At 54.1% G+C, this 22111-nt stretch carries 14 protein-coding genes; 7 read left to right on the top strand and 7 right to left on the bottom strand.

Going from position 1 to position 22111, the window contains the following annotated elements; translation table 11 throughout:
• Nucleotides 1–144: 144 nt before the first annotated feature.
• Entirely contained in the window at nucleotides 145–1512 is a 1368-nt protein-coding gene (locus BLT38_RS10915) for an NAD-dependent succinate-semialdehyde dehydrogenase (protein ID WP_083345198.1), read from the top strand.
• Nucleotides 1513–1567: 55 nt separating this feature from the next.
• On the opposite strand, the gene BLT38_RS10910 is transcribed toward BLT38_RS10915, so the two are convergent.
• From BLT38_RS10910 to BLT38_RS10890, 5 genes are all read right to left on the bottom strand, one after another.
• On the bottom strand, nucleotides 1568–2056 hold the full coding sequence (locus BLT38_RS10910) for a cupin domain-containing protein (RefSeq protein ID WP_083345197.1): 489 nt from the start codon (nucleotides 2054–2056) through the stop codon (nucleotides 1568–1570).
• 298 nt (nucleotides 2057–2354) lie between these two features.
• Entirely contained in the window at nucleotides 2355–4436 is a 2082-nt protein-coding gene (locus tag BLT38_RS10905; protein ID WP_231966427.1) for a formylglycine-generating enzyme family protein, read from the bottom strand.
• 235 nt (nucleotides 4437–4671) lie between these two features.
• Nucleotides 4672–5622, bottom strand: a complete 951-nt coding sequence (rbsK, locus tag BLT38_RS10900; RefSeq protein WP_083345195.1) for a ribokinase — start codon at nucleotides 5620–5622, stop codon at nucleotides 4672–4674.
• Between the two features lie 34 nt (nucleotides 5623–5656).
• Nucleotides 5657–6766 carry a GRP family sugar transporter gene (locus BLT38_RS10895; protein WP_231966882.1) on the bottom strand — a complete coding sequence of 370 codons (1110 nt, stop codon included), beginning with the start codon at nucleotides 6764–6766 and terminating at the stop codon, nucleotides 5657–5659.
• 52 nt (nucleotides 6767–6818) lie between these two features.
• Nucleotides 6819–10079 (bottom strand): TonB-dependent receptor, encoded by a 3261-nt coding sequence (locus tag BLT38_RS10890; RefSeq protein ID WP_172838228.1) that lies wholly within the window; start codon nucleotides 10077–10079, stop codon nucleotides 6819–6821.
• A gap of 401 nt (nucleotides 10080–10480) precedes the next feature.
• On the opposite strand from BLT38_RS10890, the gene BLT38_RS10885 reads away from it, so the two are divergent.
• The 5 genes from BLT38_RS10885 (at nucleotide 10481) to BLT38_RS10865 (ending at nucleotide 16394) form a co-directional block, all read left to right on the top strand.
• A complete protein-coding gene (locus BLT38_RS10885) occupies nucleotides 10481–11545 on the top strand; it encodes a LacI family DNA-binding transcriptional regulator (RefSeq protein WP_231966425.1) in 1065 nt (354 codons plus the stop codon).
• 190 nt (nucleotides 11546–11735) lie between these two features.
• The gene (locus BLT38_RS10880) at nucleotides 11736–12473 is read left to right on the top strand and encodes a response regulator transcription factor (protein WP_331711374.1); all 738 of its coding nucleotides are present in this window, start codon (nucleotides 11736–11738) and stop codon (nucleotides 12471–12473) included.
• A gap of 107 nt (nucleotides 12474–12580) precedes the next feature.
• Nucleotides 12581–14272 (top strand): ATP-binding protein, encoded by a 1692-nt coding sequence (locus BLT38_RS10875; RefSeq protein WP_083345192.1) that lies wholly within the window; start codon nucleotides 12581–12583, stop codon nucleotides 14270–14272.
• Entirely contained in the window at nucleotides 14269–15720 is a 1452-nt protein-coding gene (locus BLT38_RS10870) for a hypothetical protein (RefSeq protein ID WP_231966423.1), read from the top strand. Before BLT38_RS10875 ends, BLT38_RS10870 begins: the two co-directional genes overlap by 4 nt.
• Nucleotides 15720–16394, top strand: a complete 675-nt coding sequence (locus tag BLT38_RS10865) for a hypothetical protein (RefSeq protein ID WP_083345190.1) — start codon at nucleotides 15720–15722, stop codon at nucleotides 16392–16394. The genes BLT38_RS10870 and BLT38_RS10865 overlap by 1 nt, the downstream gene beginning before the upstream one ends.
• A gap of 5 nt (nucleotides 16395–16399) precedes the next feature.
• Here the strand turns inward: BLT38_RS10865 and BLT38_RS20785 are convergent, their stop codons facing one another.
• On the bottom strand, nucleotides 16400–16675 hold the full coding sequence (locus BLT38_RS20785) for a c-type cytochrome (protein ID WP_156785093.1): 276 nt from the start codon (nucleotides 16673–16675) through the stop codon (nucleotides 16400–16402).
• Nucleotides 16676–17620: a hypothetical protein gene (locus BLT38_RS10855; protein ID WP_083345189.1), complete on the bottom strand. Its 945-nt coding sequence runs from the start codon at nucleotides 17618–17620 to the stop codon at nucleotides 16676–16678.
• 301 nt (nucleotides 17621–17921) lie between these two features.
• On the opposite strand from BLT38_RS10855, the gene BLT38_RS10850 reads away from it, so the two are divergent.
• Nucleotides 17922–22040 carry an SLBB domain-containing protein gene (locus BLT38_RS10850; protein ID WP_156785092.1) on the top strand — a complete coding sequence of 1373 codons (4119 nt, stop codon included), beginning with the start codon at nucleotides 17922–17924 and terminating at the stop codon, nucleotides 22038–22040.
• Nucleotides 22041–22111 lie beyond the last annotated feature (71 nt).

The following is a 22111-nucleotide window of genomic DNA, read 5'->3' as shown; positions in this document are numbered from 1 at the left end:
TACCATTAATCGACTCGCACGTCTTGATGAGTGCGAGTCGCTTAACAATTTGGATAACTTCTTCAACCAGCTAGATAAAATCCGAACTACGATCAACGCCAGCATTTACGAAAGCCATCTTGACGAAGTGTGAAGAGGAGAAACATGTTCACAAGCATCAATCCCGCTACCGGCGTCGAAGTGGCAATGTACGAAGAAATCGATTTGGTGGAACTGGAGAACCGTCTTGTGCTGGCTTCCTCTGCCTTCGAATCCTGGCGAACATCCTTGATGACGGAGCGGCAGGAACTACTCACCAGGATTGCAGACAATTTCGAGACAAATAAGCATCGCCTGGCAGCGATGGCAACGACGGAGATGGGCAAGACCTACTCATCCGCGATTGCCGAAGCGGAAAAATGTGCCGCTGTATTTCGGTACTACGCTCAACACGGTGTTGAACTACTGCAGAGCACAACAACGAAATTACCGAGCGGGAAGACCGCTGAGACAATCTGGCTTCCCCTCGGAGCCATACTCGCGATCATGCCCTGGAACTTCCCCTATTGGCAGGTTGCCCGTTTCATTGCTCCGACAATTATGGCCGGCAACGTAGGGTTGCTGAAGCATGCGCCTAATGTTCAAGGTTGCGCAGCACTCCTTGAGGAGGTGGTTCAAACGGCCGGGGCACCGACTGGAGTTTTCCAGAATCTTCCAATTCAGCTATCAGTGATTCCAGATTTGATCGCTGACGATCGCGTCGCAGCAGTGACTCTTACTGGGAGCGAAAGAGCAGGTTGTGCGGTAGGGGCTCAAGCTGGTGGAGCGCTGAAAAAAGTTGTCCTTGAACTAGGTGGGTCCGACCCTTTCATCGTAATGCCCTCTGCGAATCTTGACGAAGCTGTCCCCCAGGCAGTGAAGGCGCGAATTCAAAACACTGGTCAGTCCTGCATCTGTGGCAAGCGGATGATTGTGCATGCGGATATCTATGACGAGTTCTTGGAGAGATTTGTCTCCGCGATGAAAGCAGTCAAGGCTGGTGACCCTCTGAAGCCGGACACTGACATGGGGCCGCTTTCAAGCCTTGCGCAACGCGATCTTATCTTGAAACAGATTGAGAAAGCGAAGCAGGAGGGGGCGCGACTCCTCGTAGGTGGCGAAGTTCTTGAGGGCAGGGGGGCCTATCTATCTGCTGGAGTTTTGGTAGATTTGCCAACCAACAGTTCTCTCATGCGAGAAGAGATCTTTGGACCTATAGCAATTGTCCTGAAAGCGGAAAATATTGATGAGGCAATTGAGATCGCGAATGATGTTCCGTACGGTCTCGGGTCTTCGGTGTGGACGAATGATTTTGCGGAACAGGGACGTTTTGCTCGTGAGATAGAAGCCGGGATGACTGCGTTCAATCAAATCTTGGTGTCTATGCCTGAGGTTTCCTTCGGAGGCATCAAGCGGTCAGGTCATGGGCGAGAGTTAGGTTCATTGGGACTGCACGAATTCATGAATGCCAAGACGGTGCTGTATTCGCACTAGGCACGCGTCAACGACATCATGATCCAAGCTTGGTCTTGTTAGAAGCGGTTTCCCTTCAGCTGGGAAGGGGACCGAGGATGCTGATCTTGTTCTGCTCACAAAGTTCTGCAAGCCTTTTGAAGTCCGAGGGCGTGGGCTCAGGCAATTTGTGGCGATCTTGAATTGGGGTGGCCATCGCTAGCATCATCGCGACAAACCCGACCTTGCCGCCCGGAATTGCATGGATGAGTACGTGTGAATCTTTGTCGCTGCTGCTCTTGAATCCGTGGGGTACGCCGCGAGGTAGGAAGATGTAGCTTCCAGGTCCAGCCACGATCTCTTCTCCGTCTCGAATGACTGTCACCTCACCGTCAAGAATGTAGAACGCTTCGTCTTCATCGTGATGAAGGTGGTAGGGCGTTTCGAACTGAGGTGGAGCGGTGAGATGGAGTAGAGAATAAGCACCCTCTTCCGTTTCATTTAGAGCCAAGAGAAGATGAAGAGAGTTAAGAAACCAGTACGCGGGTGCGGTTTCTAGATTGACACTGGACGATATCGAAACCATAGATGCTGATTCTCCGGAATTGCGATTGTAAGACTATGCAGACTGAATCTGAAGAAAGGCTATCTTTTCGGGCGTACAGAAAACATAGCGGGCGCTACACGAGGGAACGTGTGGAAGTGCACAAATCGAACAGGCCCAGAATTCGCCCAAAGCTACAACTGGCCGCCGCAGTCTTGTAGACCTGCGACGGCCAGTTGTGGTCTTTCGGAAGAACATCTTCAAATCCAGCTCTATAGCTACTCCCTACCAGCGAGTAGCTGCTCACTGTGTAGAGCATCAGGATTTGCTCGCGTTTATTTCACTGTGCGTCCTTCACACAGCGGAAGCCGAGCGTGCCTGAACGGTCAATGCTTGGAGCCATTAACAGTAGCTTTCCATGCTGATCGTTTCTGTATGCTTCGGGGAAGTACCAGAGCGAACCCGCTGCGCGATAGTGGCTACCGCCGCGAATAATAGCGGCGCGGGTGTGATCATCCTGATACTCGTCAGTCCACTGCCATACGTTGCCCACCATATCCATCACGCCGAAAGGGCTTGCTCCTTGAGGATGTGAATCGACATCGCTGGGAGGCGGCAGTGTGCGACCGCTATCCAGGGCAGGCGCAAGGGCCTTAGGATCTGCAGGGCAGCCAAGTGGACCTCCGCCACGCGCTCCTCCAAGCCAATCGCAGTTGCCCCATGGAAATGTGCGGCCATCATTGCCTTGCGCAGCGTACTGCCACTCCCACTCATGTGGGAGTCGTTTGCCGGCCCACTTGGCATATTCACGAGCATCTTCCATCGATACCCAAGTGACCGGCTTATTAGCCCATCCTTCGGGATAGGAACCGTTCTTCCAATCCTTCAGGAAATTGAGGCTGTCTTTGGGTTGATAATGCGTGGCATCCATGAACTTCTTGAACTCCGCATTGGTCACCGGATACTTGTCCATGAAGAATGGTTTGATCTGCATGGGGTGTTCATGAAAACGGCGTGGGCTATCTTCCCATCCGTACTGAACATCAACGCCAACATCATCGCTGCCTTCAATCTCGATTCCTTGTACGCGGAAGAGATAGTCAGCACCGTCGATGCGAACCATTCCTTCGGGTGCAGAGGAAGCGCGCGTTGAAGATGCGATCTCCACCATCTGTTGTGGCAGGAAGTGCCACTCGTGCGAATAGCTGGACAATGGCTTGGCAGTCATCTCCTTCATCTTTCCCATCAGCTCTTTTAGCTTGGGATCCAACTCTCCGTTAGTAGTGGCGATCGCTCCGTAGCCGTGGGCTTCAGTCGAGAAAGAAAGAACCGCCTGATCGCCCTTAATTTCAGGCTTGAGTTCTACGCCGTGATAGAGATCGAAGTAGCGCATGCCTTGCTTATGGGGCATGGTCATCTGATTTCCATCGACGTTATATTCATTACGGTTCACGATGGTCCACACGGTCTGATCCGCCAGCGGCCAGCGGCTTGCAAAGACACCGTAGCGCAACGTCGGATAGTACGGCTCCCATCCATCGCTCGCGAAATACGGAGCTACGGCGCGCTCAATCGTTGCTACGCGGCGCGTTGCCTCAGCATCTCGCGGAGTTACTCCGTTCCAGATACCCCAGACATTCTCCCAACTTTCCCAGCCTTCACCGTTAAAGAAGGCGTACTGCAAAGCGTTCGTTTTATCGCGATCCCACCGCCCCTGAATGTTCACCTGATGCCGCGGTTCCAGCCACCTGTATCTGTCGACGCCGGGAGCAAATGTGTACTGGTATTGGCCCCATGTCAGCACGTTCCATGCAAGACCTTCGTCGCTGGGCCCGTTTTCCGGTTCAAACGCCAAAGGATGTCCAGCCTTCTCAGCAGCAAGTGAGAACGCCAGCGGAACGCCATCTTGCGTGTCACCGTTTACGCCGTCGGCATCGATCTCTTTCATGAATTGTGCAAAGGCTGTTGGCCAATCCGTTCCCGGATCTCTCGTCCCCTGATCCCACATCATCATGGGAAACAGAACTTTCACGCCGCGTTTGTGAAAGTCTGCAACCATCTGCTTCAGACCTTCCGTGCCACCGGGCATTGTGCGCGTGATGTCGTGTTGATTCCGGTCGTCGATGCCTACGTTTGGATAGACCGCCCAGACGAGCACCGCATCAATGCCGCCATAACGCTTCTGCAAGTCATCAAGATAACGATCGACGGTGTATTTGCCCGTGACGGGATCGTACAAATAGCGGTCATGCACCATCATCTGAGGCTGGATAAAGCTGTGCTGCGCCCATTGCAGCTGAGGCAGACCGTATCGCGATCCGTCGTAGCCGATACGAATGCGGCGTTCCGTGCGCCAATGAATGTTATCGGCAAGCCAATCCCGATGCGTGGATGGAGTACATGCAGTAGCCCCAGGCCGCATGATTGGCCCTCCCGCCAAACATTGTGGAGCGAGAATGAGCTGGCCTTGAGGATTTCCAAACTGGGCATTGCCTTGGGCAGAGCAGAGAACAGCAAGAAGAGAGAGACCTGCGGCACTCCACATCGTTCGAAGTTGAGCTTTCATGTCGTAGTTCCTTTCGTGCAGATGGGTTCAAGATGTTTATTGGCCGGTGCGAAAGAAGAGGATCGCAGCATTGGCGTGATTCAAAAGAGAACTAATGCTGGGCTAAGCCACTTGCGGCTTCCATGAATGCCTCTACCTCATCCATGCTGGGCATTGAGGGCTGAGCGCCTCTTCGCGTCACAGAGATAGCAGCAACCGCAGCCGCAAAACTTGCACTCTCCAAAGGAGACTTTCCCAGCATGAGCGCTGTGGCGAAGCCCGCATTGAACGCATCTCCCGCTGCTGTGGTATCCACCGCTTTGGCTGGAAACGCGGGAACCTGTTTGTTAATGCCATCCTGTGATGACAGATAGCTTCCATTCGCTCCCATCTTCAACACAACTCCGTGGCAGCCCTTGGATAGAAACACTTTCGCTGTTTCCGCAGGTGGAAGTGAACTTGATTTGGAATCGTCATCCCCCAGATAGAAAGCCGCCTCTGTCTGGTTGGGCGTCAACCATGCGATGTGTTGGAAGATATCCGGCGGCAATTCCAGCGCGGGAGCGGGATCAAGAATCAAAGGCACATTCTCCCGTGCGCAGATGCGTGCCAGATGATCAACCGTTTCAAGAGGTATTTCAAGCTGCGTAAGGACGATGCCCGCACCTCGCAAGATGGAGATATTCGCGTCAAGGTCCGCTGGCGTCACTTTAGAATTTGCCCCTGGGGCTATCAGAATGCTGTTATCGCCGCTTTCTGAAACAACGATTAAGGCAACGCCAGAAACACTGTCACTCGTCGAGACACCCGTTATGTCAACACCTGCGTCTTGCAACTGGGTTCGCAACTCATCACCGAACGCATCGTTCCCCAGTCGCCCTATGAGTCGCACTGGATATCCAAGCCGTGCAACAGCTACGGCCTGATTCGCGCCTTTGCCTCCTGAGTGGGTTTGAAAGTCGGATGCAATGACCGTCTCCCCTGTAGCTGGCATTCGTTTTGTCACCGCGACCAGGTCGGTATTGATACTGCCGACCACGACAATAGGCTTTTGCGCCGACATTGTGTCTCTCCTCAAAAAATAACGATGAAGGGGTTTACGAAAACAGCGGAGCGCAGGCAACCGCCGTCAAGCCGCAAAGGAAAAACACAAACATCCATCTCAGAATGGTTTTGGAACGTGCAGGAGCTGTACGGAATTCATGCCAGACGAACACTCCCCAGCAGGCGGAGATCATGGTGGCGCCCTGTCCAATGGAATAAGAAACCGTAGGTCCAACAATGTTGGCGCGCGAAGCTACAAAATTGGCCATTGCGCCTGTGCACCAGATGACTCCTCCGAGAACACCCCATAGGTGCCACGAACCGCTTGCCTGCCAATAACCTCGCATCGATGCGGGCTCCCGGCCATCAAGCGGAAAGCGCATAAAGAAATAGTTCACAGGGATAGCGCAGATAGCAACGCCAAGTGCGAAGAAGAGAAGCGCAGCGTAAGGCCCTGAAGCATCTTCTACCGTCATCGCTTTTGAAACGAAGGGATAAAAGGTTCCCATCAAGAGCCCTGCGATCAAGCTAATGATGATGCCGCGACGGCTCATAGCTGCGTGCTCGGTCTCGCGCAACCTATAGGCGATGGCATCGAATACGATTGCCGCCGTTACTAGAGCAATACCGATAAATAAAAGAAGAGGGTTTCCCTTAGGCGAAATGACGTAGGTACTTACGGCACCTACGATCAATGCCAGACCAATGCCAACTGGAAACGCCACGGCGAGTCCCGCGATGTCGATCGCTGCGACAAGCAATAGGTTGGCAATGTTGAATATGGCACCACCCGCCATAGCGAGAAGAATCGAGTGCGGCCCGGCGTGAGCTACATCAGAAAAGAACGGCCGTCCTGCGGCTCCATGACTTCCGAAAGTCACGCCCCACACGACTGCTCCAGCGATCAGCCCGATGACGTAGTCCCAGTAAAACAGCTGGAATCTGTAACCAGGGCAAAGTTTCATCGAGTTTGCCCATGATCCCCAGCACAGCATGCTAAGGATCATGAACAGAAGTGCAATTCCGTATGTTTCAGGCTGATACATTGAACGCTTCCTTTTCAATGAGGCGGATAAAGTCAATTCTTCTGCCGGGTAAGAGTATCCGTTTGCGACTGGTTTGAATGCTTTCAGCCCACTGGGATAGCTGCCATCCCGCGACATCACGAACCAGTTTCAAACGTCACTCCTCCCCGGCATCAGACATGGTCAGAGATTAGAAATCTAACCGTAGCGCAAGCTGAATCTGCCTTGCATTTCCAGCGGAAGTGATCTTTCCGAAGACAGACGAAGCTAACGAAGTTGTTGGGTTGTTGAAAGGCACGTTGTTGAACAGATTGAAGACATCAGCACGGAATTGAATCTTCGAACCTTCGCGGGGTAAGAACGAAAAGTTCTTCGCAAGGCTCATGTCGGTATCGAATAACGAAGGTCCCGTAAGGCTATTGCGTCCGCTATTGCCAAAGGTTCCGTACGTATAGGGAGCGAGGAGTGGTGAAGCGTAGGCGGCGGTATTGAAATATCCGGTTCGAGCCCACGAGTCTTTTCCTCCGCATCCTGCGCAGGGATTGATGCCCGTTGTGTTTAGGCGTAGAGCTCCCATGTCTCGGCCCCCGCCTAGCCATGGTGCCGAAGAGCCAGTGCTCACAGAGAAGGGAGTTCCACTGCTGTAGGCGACAATTCCTGAGAGCATCCACCCACCCACGACATACTTCGCAACGCCCAAGTTCTCAAACTTCGGGAGATTCCATACGCCGTTCACGCGTAGCAGATGCTTCTGGTTGAAGTCGGACCGAGCATATTCGCCGAGAATGGGGCTGGCTGGATTTTGCGCGGTTCCACCATCAGCATCGGCAACAGATCCCGAATCGAGGGACTTCGCGAATGTGTACGCGAATTGCATGGTGTAACCCTCTGAGAAGCGCTTTCGTGCGGTCACTTGCAGAGAGTTGTAGTTGGAGGATCCCAAGTTGGAGATCCGTGTAATGCCGGCATAATACTGCGGCAAGAAAGGACGCCGCGACTGTGCGTTCGCTGCAGTTCCGCCTGCAGAGTACGGTGCCGCATTTGCCTGGTTTCCATTCCACAACCGGTCTCCGTGGCTTCCTACATAGCCGACCTGCACCATCAGGTCCTTCGGAAATTCACGCTGTACGTTGAAGTTGTACTGCTGCGTGAACGCATTCTTGATATGCGGATCAGGTGAGTAAAACTGCGCCGGAAATGGCCAAAGCGGATTCGGTCCGGGGTTGAGGTAAGGGTATGGGAATGGATTGGTGTAACCCGTCCCTCCGTAGGGATCGGTGAAAGTGTTTGGTGTGAAAATTAGCTGAGTCTCGAATGGCGGAGCCTCAATTTCATTCGCCATTGTGATGGCTCCGGGCGCGTTATAAAAGATGCCATAGCCGCCACGCACCGATGTCTTGCCATCACCGAAGACGTCGTAGGCAAACCCAAGCCGTGGAGCGAAGTCACCCTTGTCCATGAAGATGGTTCCAGGCGGAATCCCCGGATCGCCAGGAAACGCAAGTCCCGGAGGCGCGGTTGGGAATCGTGTGGAATGGAAGCTGGGATCAAACGTAACGGTAGGAGAGTTATGGTTAAACTCCACCCAAGGATAGAAGAGATCCCACCGCAGGCCAAGATTCAGTGTCAGTCGTGACGATACTTTGTATGTGTCTTGACCATAGAATCCTGATTCCACCGAATGCTCGTTGCCGTAATAGGGGGTGTACTGTCCGAAGCTGATGGGCTTACCAATTAGATAATCAGCCCAATTGTTTCCCGTCTGGACACCGCTAAAGGTCGGGTTGCCTGCAGAGTTTGTGCTGGTCCATTCGATGTGTTCCGCTTCACGAAGGCCCATCGCACCGAACTGCCATAGGTGTCTTCCTTTCACCCAGGAAAGCTTCGCATCGGCTTGCTTCAACGCCGTGTTTTCATACCACGGATTGCCAGAGCCAAAGCTTGTCACGCCAGATACTGACACTTGCGGCGATACGTTGTATCCGCCGGTGTTGTATTTGGCTCCCATCTGCGAACCCGTCACGATGAGTCCCTCGGGGGTCCCGACGGTGTTGAGATTCGTATCTGAAAATCCGAAGTCGCCAATCAGGTTAGGCGTGAACGTGTGTGTGTCTCTAACCGTGGTGCCCCAGTTGGTATTCGTAAAGTTGTCGTAGTACTTAGAAGAAATGATGGATGAATAAGGCGGTCCAGTTACAGCGGAAGTAGCCATGTGGAAGTAACGAACGTACATCTGATCGTTCTTCGTCAGGCGATAATCTCCCCTGACGGTGTACTGATTGCCGCTCGTCGGTGTTGGAACCTGGTCCGTATAAGCCCACAGTCCAGAAGGCTGCAGAGTTGGAGCGGGGATGTAGGTGTTCATGAAGTTCACCGACATTGTGTCCCACTCATTTTGAGGAATTAGATTTCTCCCCGGATATCCATTGGCGGCGGTGTAATTACATGCAGTAGTTCCAGTACCCGGCAAACTACCGCTTGTGTTGCATGTCGTGTTGTAAGGATCGTGAAGCTGCGTTGCAACAGAGCTGAAGTCTCCATTGCGTTGAGCAGGCGTTATCGTGGCGAGGTTTTCGAGAGTGACCTGATGAATCCGCAATCCCTCATAGGTTCCGAAGAAGAAGGCTTTGTCCTTCAGGATTCGTCCGCCGCCTGCAACGCCAAATTGATTTTGTTTCAAGATCGGTTTCGCAGCCGGAGGAGGCGCGAACCAGTTTCTTGCGTTGAGCGCATCGTTGCGCAGGAACTCCCATGCAGATCCATGGAAAGTATTAGTGCCCGCCTTGCTCACCGCAACAAATGCGCCACCCGATGCGTGTCCAAATTCAGCGCCGTAGCTATTCGTGAGCAGCGAAAATTCGCCAATGGAGTCGGGGTTCGTCAGATTCGCTGGGCGATTGTAAAGACCGGTTACTAAGATGGCGCCATCGAGTGAGACTTGGCTGCCGTTCACGCGGCTTCCATTCACGCTGAATGTGGGCCCGTTACGCTGGTTGATCACCGCGGCGGGAAGGGAAGCACTGCCCACACCAGGCACAAGAGTGATGAGTTGTAGCGTATTACGCGTATTGAGCGGAAGCTCTTTGATCTGCGTGCTATCGATCTCAGTACGGATAGCCGCTGAACTCGTGTCCACCTGCACGACTGATGATGTAACTTCGACCGTTGCGTTCGTGCTTCCAATTTCCAAAGTGACATCGAGTCGGGCACTCTGTCCGTTCTCAAGAGTGATACCGGATTGAGCGTAGCTCTTGAATCCTGCCGAAGTGGCCGTCAATTTATACGTGCCCACAGGAAGGGAAGGGATGGTGTATTCACCCAGAGATGAGGTTGTGACTGTGCGTTCCAAGCCAGTGCCTACATTCAGGACAACGATGCTTGTATTGGGAACCACGGCGCCAGTTTGATCCATGACGCGTCCTCCAATCTGAGCATTCGTAGCCTGCGCCATCGCAAAATTTCCTGCACAAGTCGCGGCAATAGCGAATAGCGGTATAGCGAGAACTGATGTGGGCGGTAGCCCCCGATGTCGTAGCAAATACATGTGCAACCTCCTGGGCGCTGCGAGTTTCCTTTCTGAAAACAAGACGAAGCATCTATTTCGCGATGATTTTGAAAGGTTTCAAAAAGACAGGCGAGAAACTACAGCTCTCTGGAGGTCGTTGTCAAGATGTAATTTTCAGATAATCTAAAACTATTGTGAGCACTGAAGAAATGTGGTGTAACAGCCCGGAAAAGGTTTGCGGCAGTGCTTTGAAAATGGCTGAAATGTTTCAAATAGAGCCAATAGCCAGGGTGTAGGATCGTAGTTCTTTCAAGTAGACTTTTGAGGTTTAACGGAGAAAAGCGCCAATGGCCAACATGCATGAGATCGCTAAGAGGGCAGGCGTTTCCTTGGGCACGGTTTCGAATGTGCTCAACAATTCCGCCAAAGTGCGCGAGCCGAAGCGCACACGGGTGCTTGAAGCAGTACAGGAGGCCGGATATCAACCCAGCCAGTTGGCGCGTGGCTTGCGGCGCGATACGACCAACATGATCGGGATGATTATTCCTGACATCACGAACCCGTTTTTCCCTTCGGTTGTTCGCGGTGCCGAGGATGTGGCGTTCTCAAATGGATATCGTCTTATCCTCTGCAACACCGACAACGATCACTCCAAAGAGATCGTCCACCTGAACGAATTGCGGACTTACCTGCCGACCGGCCTCATCGTGATCCCATCGAATTTCAGCGATCTCACGGCGCAGGCCGAGTCCTATCGACGCGCGGGCACAGGTGTCGTTTGCATTGATCGACTCCCCAAGCATTGGAGTGGAGACAGTGTCACCGCGGATAACAAGACCGGCGCGTATAACGCGACGCGGCATTTAATTCAGCTTGGACACACCCAGCTTGCAACGATCACAGGACCATTGCACCTCACCAATGCGAAGGAGCGTCTCGAAGGCTTCAAACGAGCAATGAAAGAGGCGAAACTGTCGCTTGCCCCGGAATACGCTCAAGAGACAAGCTTCGACAAGCAGGGGGGATATTCGAAGACTCAAGTTCTATTGCGTTTGATCCCACGTCCGACAGCGATCTTTGCCGGCAACGACATGATTGCCTTGGGCGTCCTGCTCGCCGTTCGCGAGTCGGGCCTTCGCTGTCCTGAGGATATTTCCATCATCGGTTTCGACGATCTGGATCTGGGCGAGACAACGAATCCATCGCTGTCTTCGGTGTCGCAATCGGGGTATCAGCTTGGCACAACTGCTGCTCGTCTATTGCTAGATCGCAGACAAGGCGACGATGGTCCCGCAAAGCATATTGTTCTCGAGACGTTGTTGAAACTAAGACATTCGGTGGCGCCCCCGTCTCAGGCACTGCAGGCGAGTGCGCCGACGGTGAAACGCGGAACGAAACGAAAGCGAACCTGAGGAGCCAAAGCGGCTGCCTTCGGCTTCAACGATCCGTTATCCTTCCACCCTGTTTAGGTTTAAAGCCTGGCATCTGAAGCCTTGTTTGCGCTGACAAAGTCCCGTTTTCGTGTCCCAAAAGTCATTACTTTGTCACGATGGCCGAAAATCCACGATTTATGCCCTGTTTTGGTATGACAATGTGGGAATAATGCAGACCATGGCTCAAACCTCGTCCGACCGCAACCCCGGTGTCCTGTCGATGGGACCGGAGGCACAGATTCTGGTGGTGGAAGATGATGTGCGGATGCAGAAGATCCTGTATCGGCTATTTCGTGAGAGTGGCTATTCCGTGAGCGTGTGTGGCGACGGCCAGTCCGGGTTGGACACATTTCGCGCGACGCGACCGGCCGCTGTGGTTCTGGACCTGATGCTGCCCAACATTTTTGGACGCGACCTGTGCCGCATGCTGAAGTCTGAGCGTCCAGAGACGCCGGTGGTGATTGTCAGCGCGATCGGGGAAGTAGCGGACAAGGTGCTCTTGTTGGAGCTTGGTGCAGACGATTATGTGACCAAACCGTTCAGCCCGCGCGAACTGATGGCGCGGGTGCAAGCCGCTATGCGTCGCATGCAGAAAACTCCGAAGGTGGCCACGTATTCCTTTGGCGATTGCGAGGTGGACTTCAGCAAGATGAGCGCGAAGCGGAACGGCGTTCCCATTACGCTAACCGCGCATGAGTTCAAGCTACTGCGCTACTTTATCGCCAATCCGGAACGCGTGCTGAGCCGTGAAGAGCTATTGAACGAGGTCTGGGGTTATAACTCGTACCCGACAACACGTACCGTGGACAACAAGCTCCTGAAGCTTCGACAGAAGTTGGAGCCGGATGCGGCAGAGCCGCGATACCTGCGCACGGTGCATGGCGCAGGGTATAAGTTTGTTCCATAAGGTAGCGCTCACCCTTGCCTTCGGACAGACATACTTCCGGAATCCGCACACGGCTGCTATTGCAAATATCAGTAGCGTGCATTGTTGCGGCCACGTTGCTGTTAAGCATGTTGGTCGTTCGAGGCCGCCTCCGGGAACATGCAAAGGAAACGCTGCAAACGGACCTGCAGCACTCCATTCAGACATTTCAGGATCTGCAGGCCCGGCAACGAGCAGCTTTGCAACGTGAGAACACGCTGTTGGCGGCACTTCCCACGCTTCGCGCCCTGATGATTGCGCGTGACACGATCACGATCTCGGATGGGGCGAGAGACTTCTGGAAGTTGAGTGGCAACGATTTGTTCGCACTAGCCGACCAGGATGGTCGCGTACTGGCGACCTACTCCACGGTACAGAACGAACACGACGAGTTGAGCGCTTCCTTGCAGAAGGTATTGTTTGCCCCTGGCAAGCATTACCTAACATCTGGCGGCAACTTGTTTGAGTTTGCAGTGACGCCCATCTATTTCGGAGCGAAGGAAAGCGGCACTCTTCTTGGTTATGTGATTGGTGGCTACCGAATCGATCATGAACTGCTGCAGGAAGTGGGGCGCGGCGCAGGTGCCGAGGCCATTTTCCTGGTGGATCACCGGGTGGCTGCAAGTACGCTCCCGAATGTGCAGCAGAATGCGCTGCTTCCTGTGGAGACCTCCCAGGGAACAGCGCCGGTGCTTTTGCAGCTCAACGGACAGCGTTATCTGGCTGCCAGCAGCGATCTTTCGTCTCGAGCGGACGTGCCCGTACATCTGGTGGTGTTGAAATCGCTCGTTGCCGTGGATCGTGCTGAGGCTGAAATCCGCAGTGTAATTTTGTTCGCGGGTCTGCTTTCGATTGGCGTGGGCTGTGTTCTGATGCTGCTGCTTGCACGCAGCGTCACCGCACCGTTGGAAAGATTGGCTTCTGCGGTGCAGGCCTTTGCAGAAGGGAATCGCGACTACGTGCTGCCTTCAGGTGGCCCCCGAGAAGTGCGCTTCCTCAGTGCCACATTAGCGGAGATGCGAGAGGAAATTCAGAGGAAGAACACAGCGCTGCTGGAAGCAGAACGGTTGGCTACCATCGGGCGCATGGCAAATTCCGTGTCGCACGATTTGCGTCACTATCTAGCCGCGATCTATGCCAACTCAGAGTTCCTCGCTTCTCCCACAATGCCTCCCGAAGAACGAGCGGAATTGTTTGAGGAGATTCGCCTTGCAGTGAATGGTACGACGGATATGCTGGACGCCCTTCTTCTCTTTGGCAACACGGGATCTTCACTTCGGCGCAGTCCGGCATCGGTTGCTTCGGTGGTAGAGCGGGCGATATTGCTTGTGCGATCGCATCCGGATGCAGAGCGAGTCACGTTCAAGATGTCGGAAGTGAGCGAAGATACCACCGCAGACATCGATGCCCGCCAGGTGGAACGCGCAATTTATAACCTGCTGCTGAATGCAAGTCAGGCTGCAGCCGAAGGTGCAGACGCACACGTCGTAGTGATCTCTATTACCGGCCTGCAGGATACGATCGCCGTAACGGTGCAGGATTCTGGACCCGGCGTTCCGGACGGAATTCGCCACAGTCTCTTTGATCCCTTTGTGAGCAAAGGAAAACAGAAGGGAACTGGTCTTGGTCTTACCCTGGCACACAGTGTGGCCCAGGAGCATGATGGCTGTGTTGAGTTAGTGAGCAGTCGTCCTGGCGAGACGATCTTTCGTTTGACGTTGCACCGCCGCGCGCAAGGTTCGGTTTCACAAACGCATATGGATGACCTGGTGATCCTATGAAGCACGCATGGACAATGCCGATACTTGCCACGCTAGTGCTGGGACGAATGCTTCCGGCGCAAACACCGGAGACGCCAGAACAGCGGCTGAAGCGTTTGAGCACCGCGGTGACGCAGGTTCAATCGCAGATGAAGGCATACCAGCAACAATTGCTGGAACTGCAACAGCAGATTGACGCATTGCAGAAAGAGTTGGGTAATCGGCCTACGGAAGCAGTAGCCAGCCCATCGCAGGTGGCTCAGCCACCCGTCGCTCAGACGACAGAGGAGATCCAGGAGCGGCAGGCAATTGCGGAGTCGCAAATCGCGACGCATGAACAGACCAAGGTGGAGACAGAATCAAAGTATCCACTGCGCCTGACCGGTCTAATCCTCTTCAACGGCTTCATTAATACGCATCGAGTCGATGATGCAATTGACCCAACATACGCACTGAATGGCGATGGCAACACCGGTTTCTCCGTGCGTCAAACAATCCTCGGTTTTGACGCGACCGGACCGCACTTGCTGGGTGCAACAAGCCATGCAGACCTGCGCATTGACTTTTTTGCGAACGGATCACAGCAGACCTACGGAGCTTCAGGCATCCTGCGTCTACGGACGGCTCATGCTTCCCTGGTGTGGGATAAGACGGAAGCGTTCTTCGCGCAAGACCGCTCGCTACTAGCGCCGAATATTCCCACATCCCTTGTGTCCACGGCGCAACCGAACTTGTCATGGAGTGGCGATCTGTGGACGTGGAATCCGCAGATTGGAGTGCGACAGAGCATCTCGCTGAAGTCCTCGCAGCGCCTTGAAATTGCGGGAGCGTTCCTTGATGTGCAGGATCCGCTATTGCCAAATGCCACATCCACAGCGACGGTAACGCGAGCGGAACGCAGCCGCTGGCCGGGCCTGGAAGGACGCATAGGATATGCTGCAGGGCAACAGGATGAGGGCGCAGCAGTTGGTGTTGGTGGATACTTCAGTCCGCATCGGACTTCCGAAGGGTATCGCTTTAATGCGTGGGCCATCAGCGGTGATCTTCGGCTTCCTTTAGGACGTCGCATGCAGCTTACTTCGAATGTTTATCGAGGCGCAGGCCTTGGCGGTTTGGGGGGCGGCGGCTACGTGGACTACTTTTATCCAACAGGCACGGACGACGCTGCGCAAGCACTGAATGATGTTGGCGGATGGGCGCAGTTCAAGTTCCGTCCGGCCGAACGTCTGCAATTCAACGCAGGATATGGCATAGACAACCCATTCGCTGCGGACATCCGTTCCTCGCTGGCAGGATCAACGACCTACACAGGACTGTCTAAAAACCGCGGTGCATTCGGAAATGTGATCGTGTCTCCAAGCAAGTATTTAGAGTTCTCGCTTGAGTACCGCAGGCTGTGGACGAACTATGTCAACAATGTGTTGCGTCTTTCGGACGCGATTGGTCTGGCAGCGGGGTACCGCTTCTGATGAAGACTCTCCTGTACGCAATCTGTTTGTGGGGGATGCTTTTTTCTGCGCGCCTCGTAACTGCTGCTGAGGTGACGGCGCGACTTGTGCAATCAGGGAACGGCAATGGGAAGGAACGCATTCCTCCAGCTGCCATCTGGCTCAAGCCGTTACAGGGGAAAGTGGACTTTCCTCCTTCCAGCAACTTTACGTTGCTGCAGAAGAACAAGATGTTTCATCCGCATTTGTTGGTGGTTCCGGTGGGCAGTACGGTGAGTTTTCCGAACGCTGATCCGTTTTTCCATAACGTGTTTTCGATGTTTGACGGTCGTCGTTTTGATCTTGGACTTTATGAGGCGGGATCGACGCGGACTGTTGCGTTCACCCGTGAGGGGATCTCTTATATCTTCTGCAATATCCATCCAGACATGAGCGCGGTGGTGCTGTCGCTGGTAACTCCGTACTATGCGGTCGCGGATGCGAGTAACAACTTTCACATCGCCGATGTTCCCGAAGGCGACTACGAATTGCATGCATGGGTGGAGGGACGGCGCGGAGAAAAGCCTCCGCGCCGCATACACGTATCGCAGGGCAGCACAAACCTGGGAGATATTGAGACTGGCCAGCGGGAGGAACCGCAGAACCATCTGAATAAGTTTGGCAAGCCCTACGATGCATCTCATCCGTCCTATTAAATGCGTTAGGGGTGAAAGAACTTCATCAGTGCTTTCGCGTCTTCCTCACTGAGGTTTGCGCGTACCCGCATGTGACGCACAACAGTGCTGGAAATACGAGGCGAAAATCCATCCGGAGGATTGTGGCACCGTGAGCAGTTCTGCTCAAAGACGCGCTGGCCCTCATTGACCTTCGGAGCCTTATGCACCGCTGCCTGAGTCGGCGCTTTGGTCTGTGTAGGAGTCTGACCAACCGCGGTGGAAGCCAGTACAGCTATGGTTGCAAGTGCAAGCGTTCTCATCTATTTCTTTCCTTTCCAGGCGGGAAACAGGAAGCGATACACAATTCCCGTCTGCCAGATGTTGACGTTGCCCTGGTATGCGAACTGACGTGAATAGCTACTGATGATGCGTGCGTTGTGTGGCAGGTTATAGTCCAGGCCAAAGTCAGCGCGATTGGTGTTTTTGAAGGGAAGCGTGTCACTCACGATCGTGTCGCGCCGCCATGTCTGCTGCATGCGGAACACTGGCTCAAATCCACCAAGCCATGGCGAAATCTGCGCGAGACGTCTGGCGCGATAATCAAACTCAACCCAATAGCCCTGCGCGTGATGTCCACGAGCAAATTCGCCGCGCATGCGGAAGTCCGTGTTCGCCGGCTCCCACCACAAATGTCCGCCGTAGAAGTTCTCATGCGTCCCCTGTAGCACTCTGCCATAGCTGATGCCAATTTCAAGACGCTTCTCAGGCAGATAGAGGCTGGATCGTCCTCCAAAGGCACGCTGCGCGGTGAATTGTTCATTGCCTGAGCGCGCAGAGTAGTACGCGGCGTAATCAATGGAATACTTCTTTCGCGAGACCGCGGAGCCGCGCAACTGCCCACCTAGGCCTGAACCGGAGCCCATGTTGCCAAGGCTGCCAATCAACGGCCCGCTTTGAAAATTGCCGATCCAAAGAGGAGACAAGCGTTCGTTGTATGTGCCGAAAGGGATAAGGTAATCACCTGCGACCAACGTCATGTGCTTGTTCAGGAAGATGTCTGCCTGCGCATACGTGAAGGACGCGAAGTGGGAGTGGTCATAACCTTGTGTCCCCGGCGTGTGAAAGAAGTCCTCACCGATGGCGGCGCGTGATTCAATCTGAACTCTCTTACCGAGAGGCGCCATGATGAGCGGTTCGATCAGCGGAAGATAGGTTGTGTTTCCACCATTCGTACTGCTGAAGAAACCCATTCCACCTGAGATCAAGGGTGTTTCCTGCGCATGCAGTGAACCTGCACATGACGCAAGCAAAAGTACCGCGACAGGGGAAACGAGGCTGTGCCATTTCGTCCATTGCATGGTGATACGGTAGCGACCCTGGCCATGATGTATGTCCCAAAGCCGTCAGGTGTTTGTAAGCACCTTGTCACTGAAGAGAGAAAACGCGTGATGTCATAACGTCACGGAGATGTCATTGCGCCTTTCCAGATGGCAACAATGCGATGACATTTACCTGACAGCCACATGACAAGCATCGGGGACCGTGTGACCTACTCTCTGGTTCGTGATGCAAGCACCTTCCCAGATAGATCGTGATCTCTCCGTTTCACTGGCGGCCGAGCGTCCAGGCGCGCGTCGACAGACTACGGACCGGCCACAGTCTGCGGTTCAGCAGCAGCGGTTAGCGTTGTTGAACGCCATCTGCGACCCGGCGAAAAACATGGGAACACTACTGACCTGGGAGCCGCGGCGATGGAAACAGCATCTGCGCTGGCTTGATGTGGGTGGTATCGCACTGAGCCTGCACGATGCCATGGCCCAGCAGGGAGCGGAAACATTTCTTCCGGCAGAGATTCAATCGCGTTGGCAGCGTAATCTTCGGGACAATGTGCAGCGCATGAAAGAGTTGGCGACAGAGTCGTGCGCCATACATTCTGCGTTTCAGCGTGGACACGTCTGTTACGCAACGCTCAAAGGCTTTTCTTTGGTGCCTCTTTCGGTCCCGCGAATGGAGTTGCGTTCGCAGATAGACCTGGACTTTCTGGTTGCTGAGGATGACATTCTCCAAGCAAAGCAACTTCTCGAAGTACGTGGTTATCATCTGCGCGCGGTAAGTGGCCGAAGCTGGGAATTTAAGGCAAATGAAAGCGCTGTCCTGGGCTGGCGAGATCAATATCAGCCAATAGCCGCACGCATCGTTGAGCTACATGTAGAAGCTCGTGATGCTGCGCATCCATTGTTGCCTCGCATTCGTTGGGAGCGCTTTCAGGATGTGGACATGCCCGTGTTACATCCTGCTGATCTTTATCTAGGACAAGGTTTGCATCTATTCAAGCACATTCATTCAGAATTCTTTCGCGTAGCGCATCTATTGGAATTTCGCCGGCACACGGTGGCTCGCGAGCATGAACGAAACTTCTTTGATGATGTGAGGCATGCGGCTGACGATCATCCACGTGCAGTACAGGGACTGGCTGTTGCAATTGCAGTAGCAGAGAGCGCAACAGGTTCTTTCGCACCCAATGCTTTGCGTTCATGGACTACGGATCAGATGTCGAGTGGGGTGCGTCGATGGGTGCAGGAATACGGCGCACGAGCGGCGGCCGCTACGTTTCCGGGCAGCAAGAACTATTTATTGTTACAGCGCGAGCTTGAAGCGGCCAGCGTAACCTCGCGACGCACGGTTCGCCAGTCGTTGCTTCCACGCGCATTACCGCCCGTGATTATTGCCCCCAGAGAACAGGAACCGCTACGCGAAACCTATCTGCGATATCGCCTGCAGATATGGTTTCTGTTCTTCCGGGCACGTTTTCATTTGGTAGAGGGCCTACATTACCTTTACGAGTCGTGGCGCTGGAACCGTGGAAGCTCATTTCTTTTGGCAATTGCGCTTTTGATGTTTTGTGGTTCAGCAAGAGGGCAGCAGCAACAGCAAAGGGATGAAAGCCCTCTGTTGTACGGTCCCCCGTCAGCAACCCAGGATGTCCAGACGACTAACCCCAGTTCACAACCGCGTCTCACTACAGATATTCCCACTGGTTCTCAATATCCGCCCGACACAACAGCATTGACTTCGCGTGATTCATCGTCCAGCGCGACGGCAATCATTTCCTTCTTGCAAAGCACACCCGATGCATTGATTGAAGTGAAGCAGTTGATGAGTGACTTTGCAGGACAGCAGGGACAGCCTATATCGCCCGACAGCATTACGGATGAACAGCTATACAGTCGTATCGCAACGAACGCGGACTTCCGAAGGAATGTCGGCACATTTCTGCAGACTCGTGGTTTCACTGTGGACACCATTGAGGAGTCTGAGGATACATCCGTCCCACCTTCACGTCAGTCTGAACTATCAAGTCGCGAGATCCCTAATCGAACAGTCCAGCGTCCTGTTCCTCTCAAGAAAGACACGCCTGAACCATCGAAAGAGCCGCGTGTTTTGAATCGGCCCACGCCATATAACCTTCGTTCGTTGCATGACCTGTATACGCAGGTGACAGACAGTAATGGTCCGCTGAAGCGCTTTGGCTCAGATGTGTTCCTTCGTCGTGATCTTGCGACAGCTCGTGCTATGGGCGCTCCAGCTACGGCTTCATTGCCTGCTGATGACAACTATGTACTGGGCCCGGGTGACAGTGTCTCGATACAGATGTGGGGCAGCATTACGCAGACACTGACGCGCACAGTAGATCGCGATGGCAATCTGGGTTTGCAGGATGCAGGTCAGGCTCATGTTGCAGGTATGAGCCTCAGGCAGGCGCAGGAGACTGTCGCCAATCTGATGCGACCCCAGTTTCGTGATGTCCGAGTGTCGCTCTCTCTTGGAAAGCTCCGCAGTGTGCGTGTGTACGTCGTTGGAGATGTACAACGACCCGGCGCTTACGAATTGAGCGCACAGTCTACGGTCATTAGCGCGTTGTATGCCGCTGGCGGGCCAACGGCTGTCGGATCGCTTCGTGTATTGCGGCACTATCGCGGCACACTGCTGCTGGGAGAGATCGACCTCTACGATTTTCTGCTACATGGAACCCAGAGTGAGGATCGCCTTCAGTCCGGTGACACGCTGTTGGTGCCTCCGGCGGGACCCCAGGTAGCTGTGTCCGGCGCGGTGAAGCGGCCAGCTATCTATGAGCTGAAAGGCAAGACAACACTGTCATCCCTGTTAGAGGATGCGGGTTCCGCGACGGTCACCGCAGAACTTTCCCACCTCACGGTCGAGCGTGTACGGGCCAACATGCAGAGAGAAACGATCGACCTGGCTTTGAACGAAGGAAGCTCAAGTGACCAGACGCGCGCCGCGATAGAACACTTTCTCGTACAGGATGGTGACGCTGTTCACGTTATTCCGATCGAAGCATACAGTCAGCGTGTCGTGTATCGCGAAGGCCATGTGCTTCATCCGGGACGTGTCGCATGGCATGACGGTATGCGGCTTCATGATGTTCTTCCGTCGTATCGTGACATGCTGCCTGAGCCGGCAGATCGCGGCGAAATCATTCGCCTCGTGCCTCCAGATCTGCATGTGGAGACAATCGAGTTCAACGTCGCGGATGCCATGATTGGAAACGACAATCCCGCGTTGCAGCCATTGGATACGATCCGCGTACAAGGCCGCTACGATGCGGACGCTCCCAAGGTGTCAATTGATGGAGAAGTTCTGCGTCCGGGAACGTATCCGTTTTCGCAGGGTATGACCGCAGCACAACTAGTCCGCATGGCAGGCGGTTTCACGCGCGGCGCATTGCTCACCTCAGCCGATCTTTCAAGCTACACGATGGTCGGAGCGACACGCGTTCAGGACGAACAGACCAGCTTGCGCATTGGAGATGCTGTTCTGCGTAACGATGCCGGAGCGGATGTTTCCTTGAAGCCCGGCGACACGCTGAACGTTCATCGCCTTACAGGCTGGGATGATATTGGTGCCTCGATCGAACTGGTCGGCGAAGTTGCGCATCCCGGCAGTTACGGCTTTCGACAAGGCGAACGGCTCAGCTCCATTCTCAGGCGCGCTGGAGGTTTTCTAGAAACAAGCTATTCGGATGGCGCGGTGATGACACGCCCGGATGTGCAGGTTTTGGAAGAGAAGAGCAGGCAAGAGCTAATACGGCAAATTGAAACCAGTGCTTCTGCGGCGCGTACATCATCCAATGTGACCCCCGCCGATGGAGCAGCACAACTACAGTTGGTGCAGGCACAGCAGGATCAAATCCTCGCAAACCTTAAAAGTCAGCCTGCAACCGGGCGTCTTGTTCTCCACATCAGCAACAACATCTCCGAGTGGGAGAATACGCCCGCTGACATTGAAGTTCGCAAGGGCGACAAGCTGATGATCCCCAAGCGTCCTGGCTTTGTCTTAATAAGCGGTCAGGTCTATAACTCATCAGCAATTGCATTTGCTCCAGGCAAGAGCGCGGGCTGGTACTTGCACAGAGCCGGCGGCACAACTCAGGTGGCCAACACGAAAGAGATCTTTGTTATTCGTGCCAATGGCTCAGTTGTGGGCCGTAACAGCGGCGGCGGTCTGTTTCACGACGGTGTACTCGAAACGAAACTGAATCCAGGTGATGTGGTTGTCGTTCCGCAAAAGATTATTGGGGCCTCGCTCTTCTGGCGCAATTTGTTGACCGTCGCGCAGATTACATCCTCCATCGCCATAACGGCAGCTGTGGCAGGTGTGCTATGAGCGAGCCCAAAACACACTCTAGCGCGGGAATTGAGCGTATCGAGTTTCTCTTTGAGCGTCGCGTGCTGCTG

It is taken from the genome of Terriglobus roseus (assembly GCF_900102185.1).
GTDB classification, from domain to species: domain Bacteria; phylum Acidobacteriota; class Terriglobia; order Terriglobales; family Acidobacteriaceae; genus Terriglobus; species Terriglobus roseus_A.
Note: the sequence above shows the minus strand (reverse complement) of the source record. Positions and strands in the feature narration are given on the sequence as shown.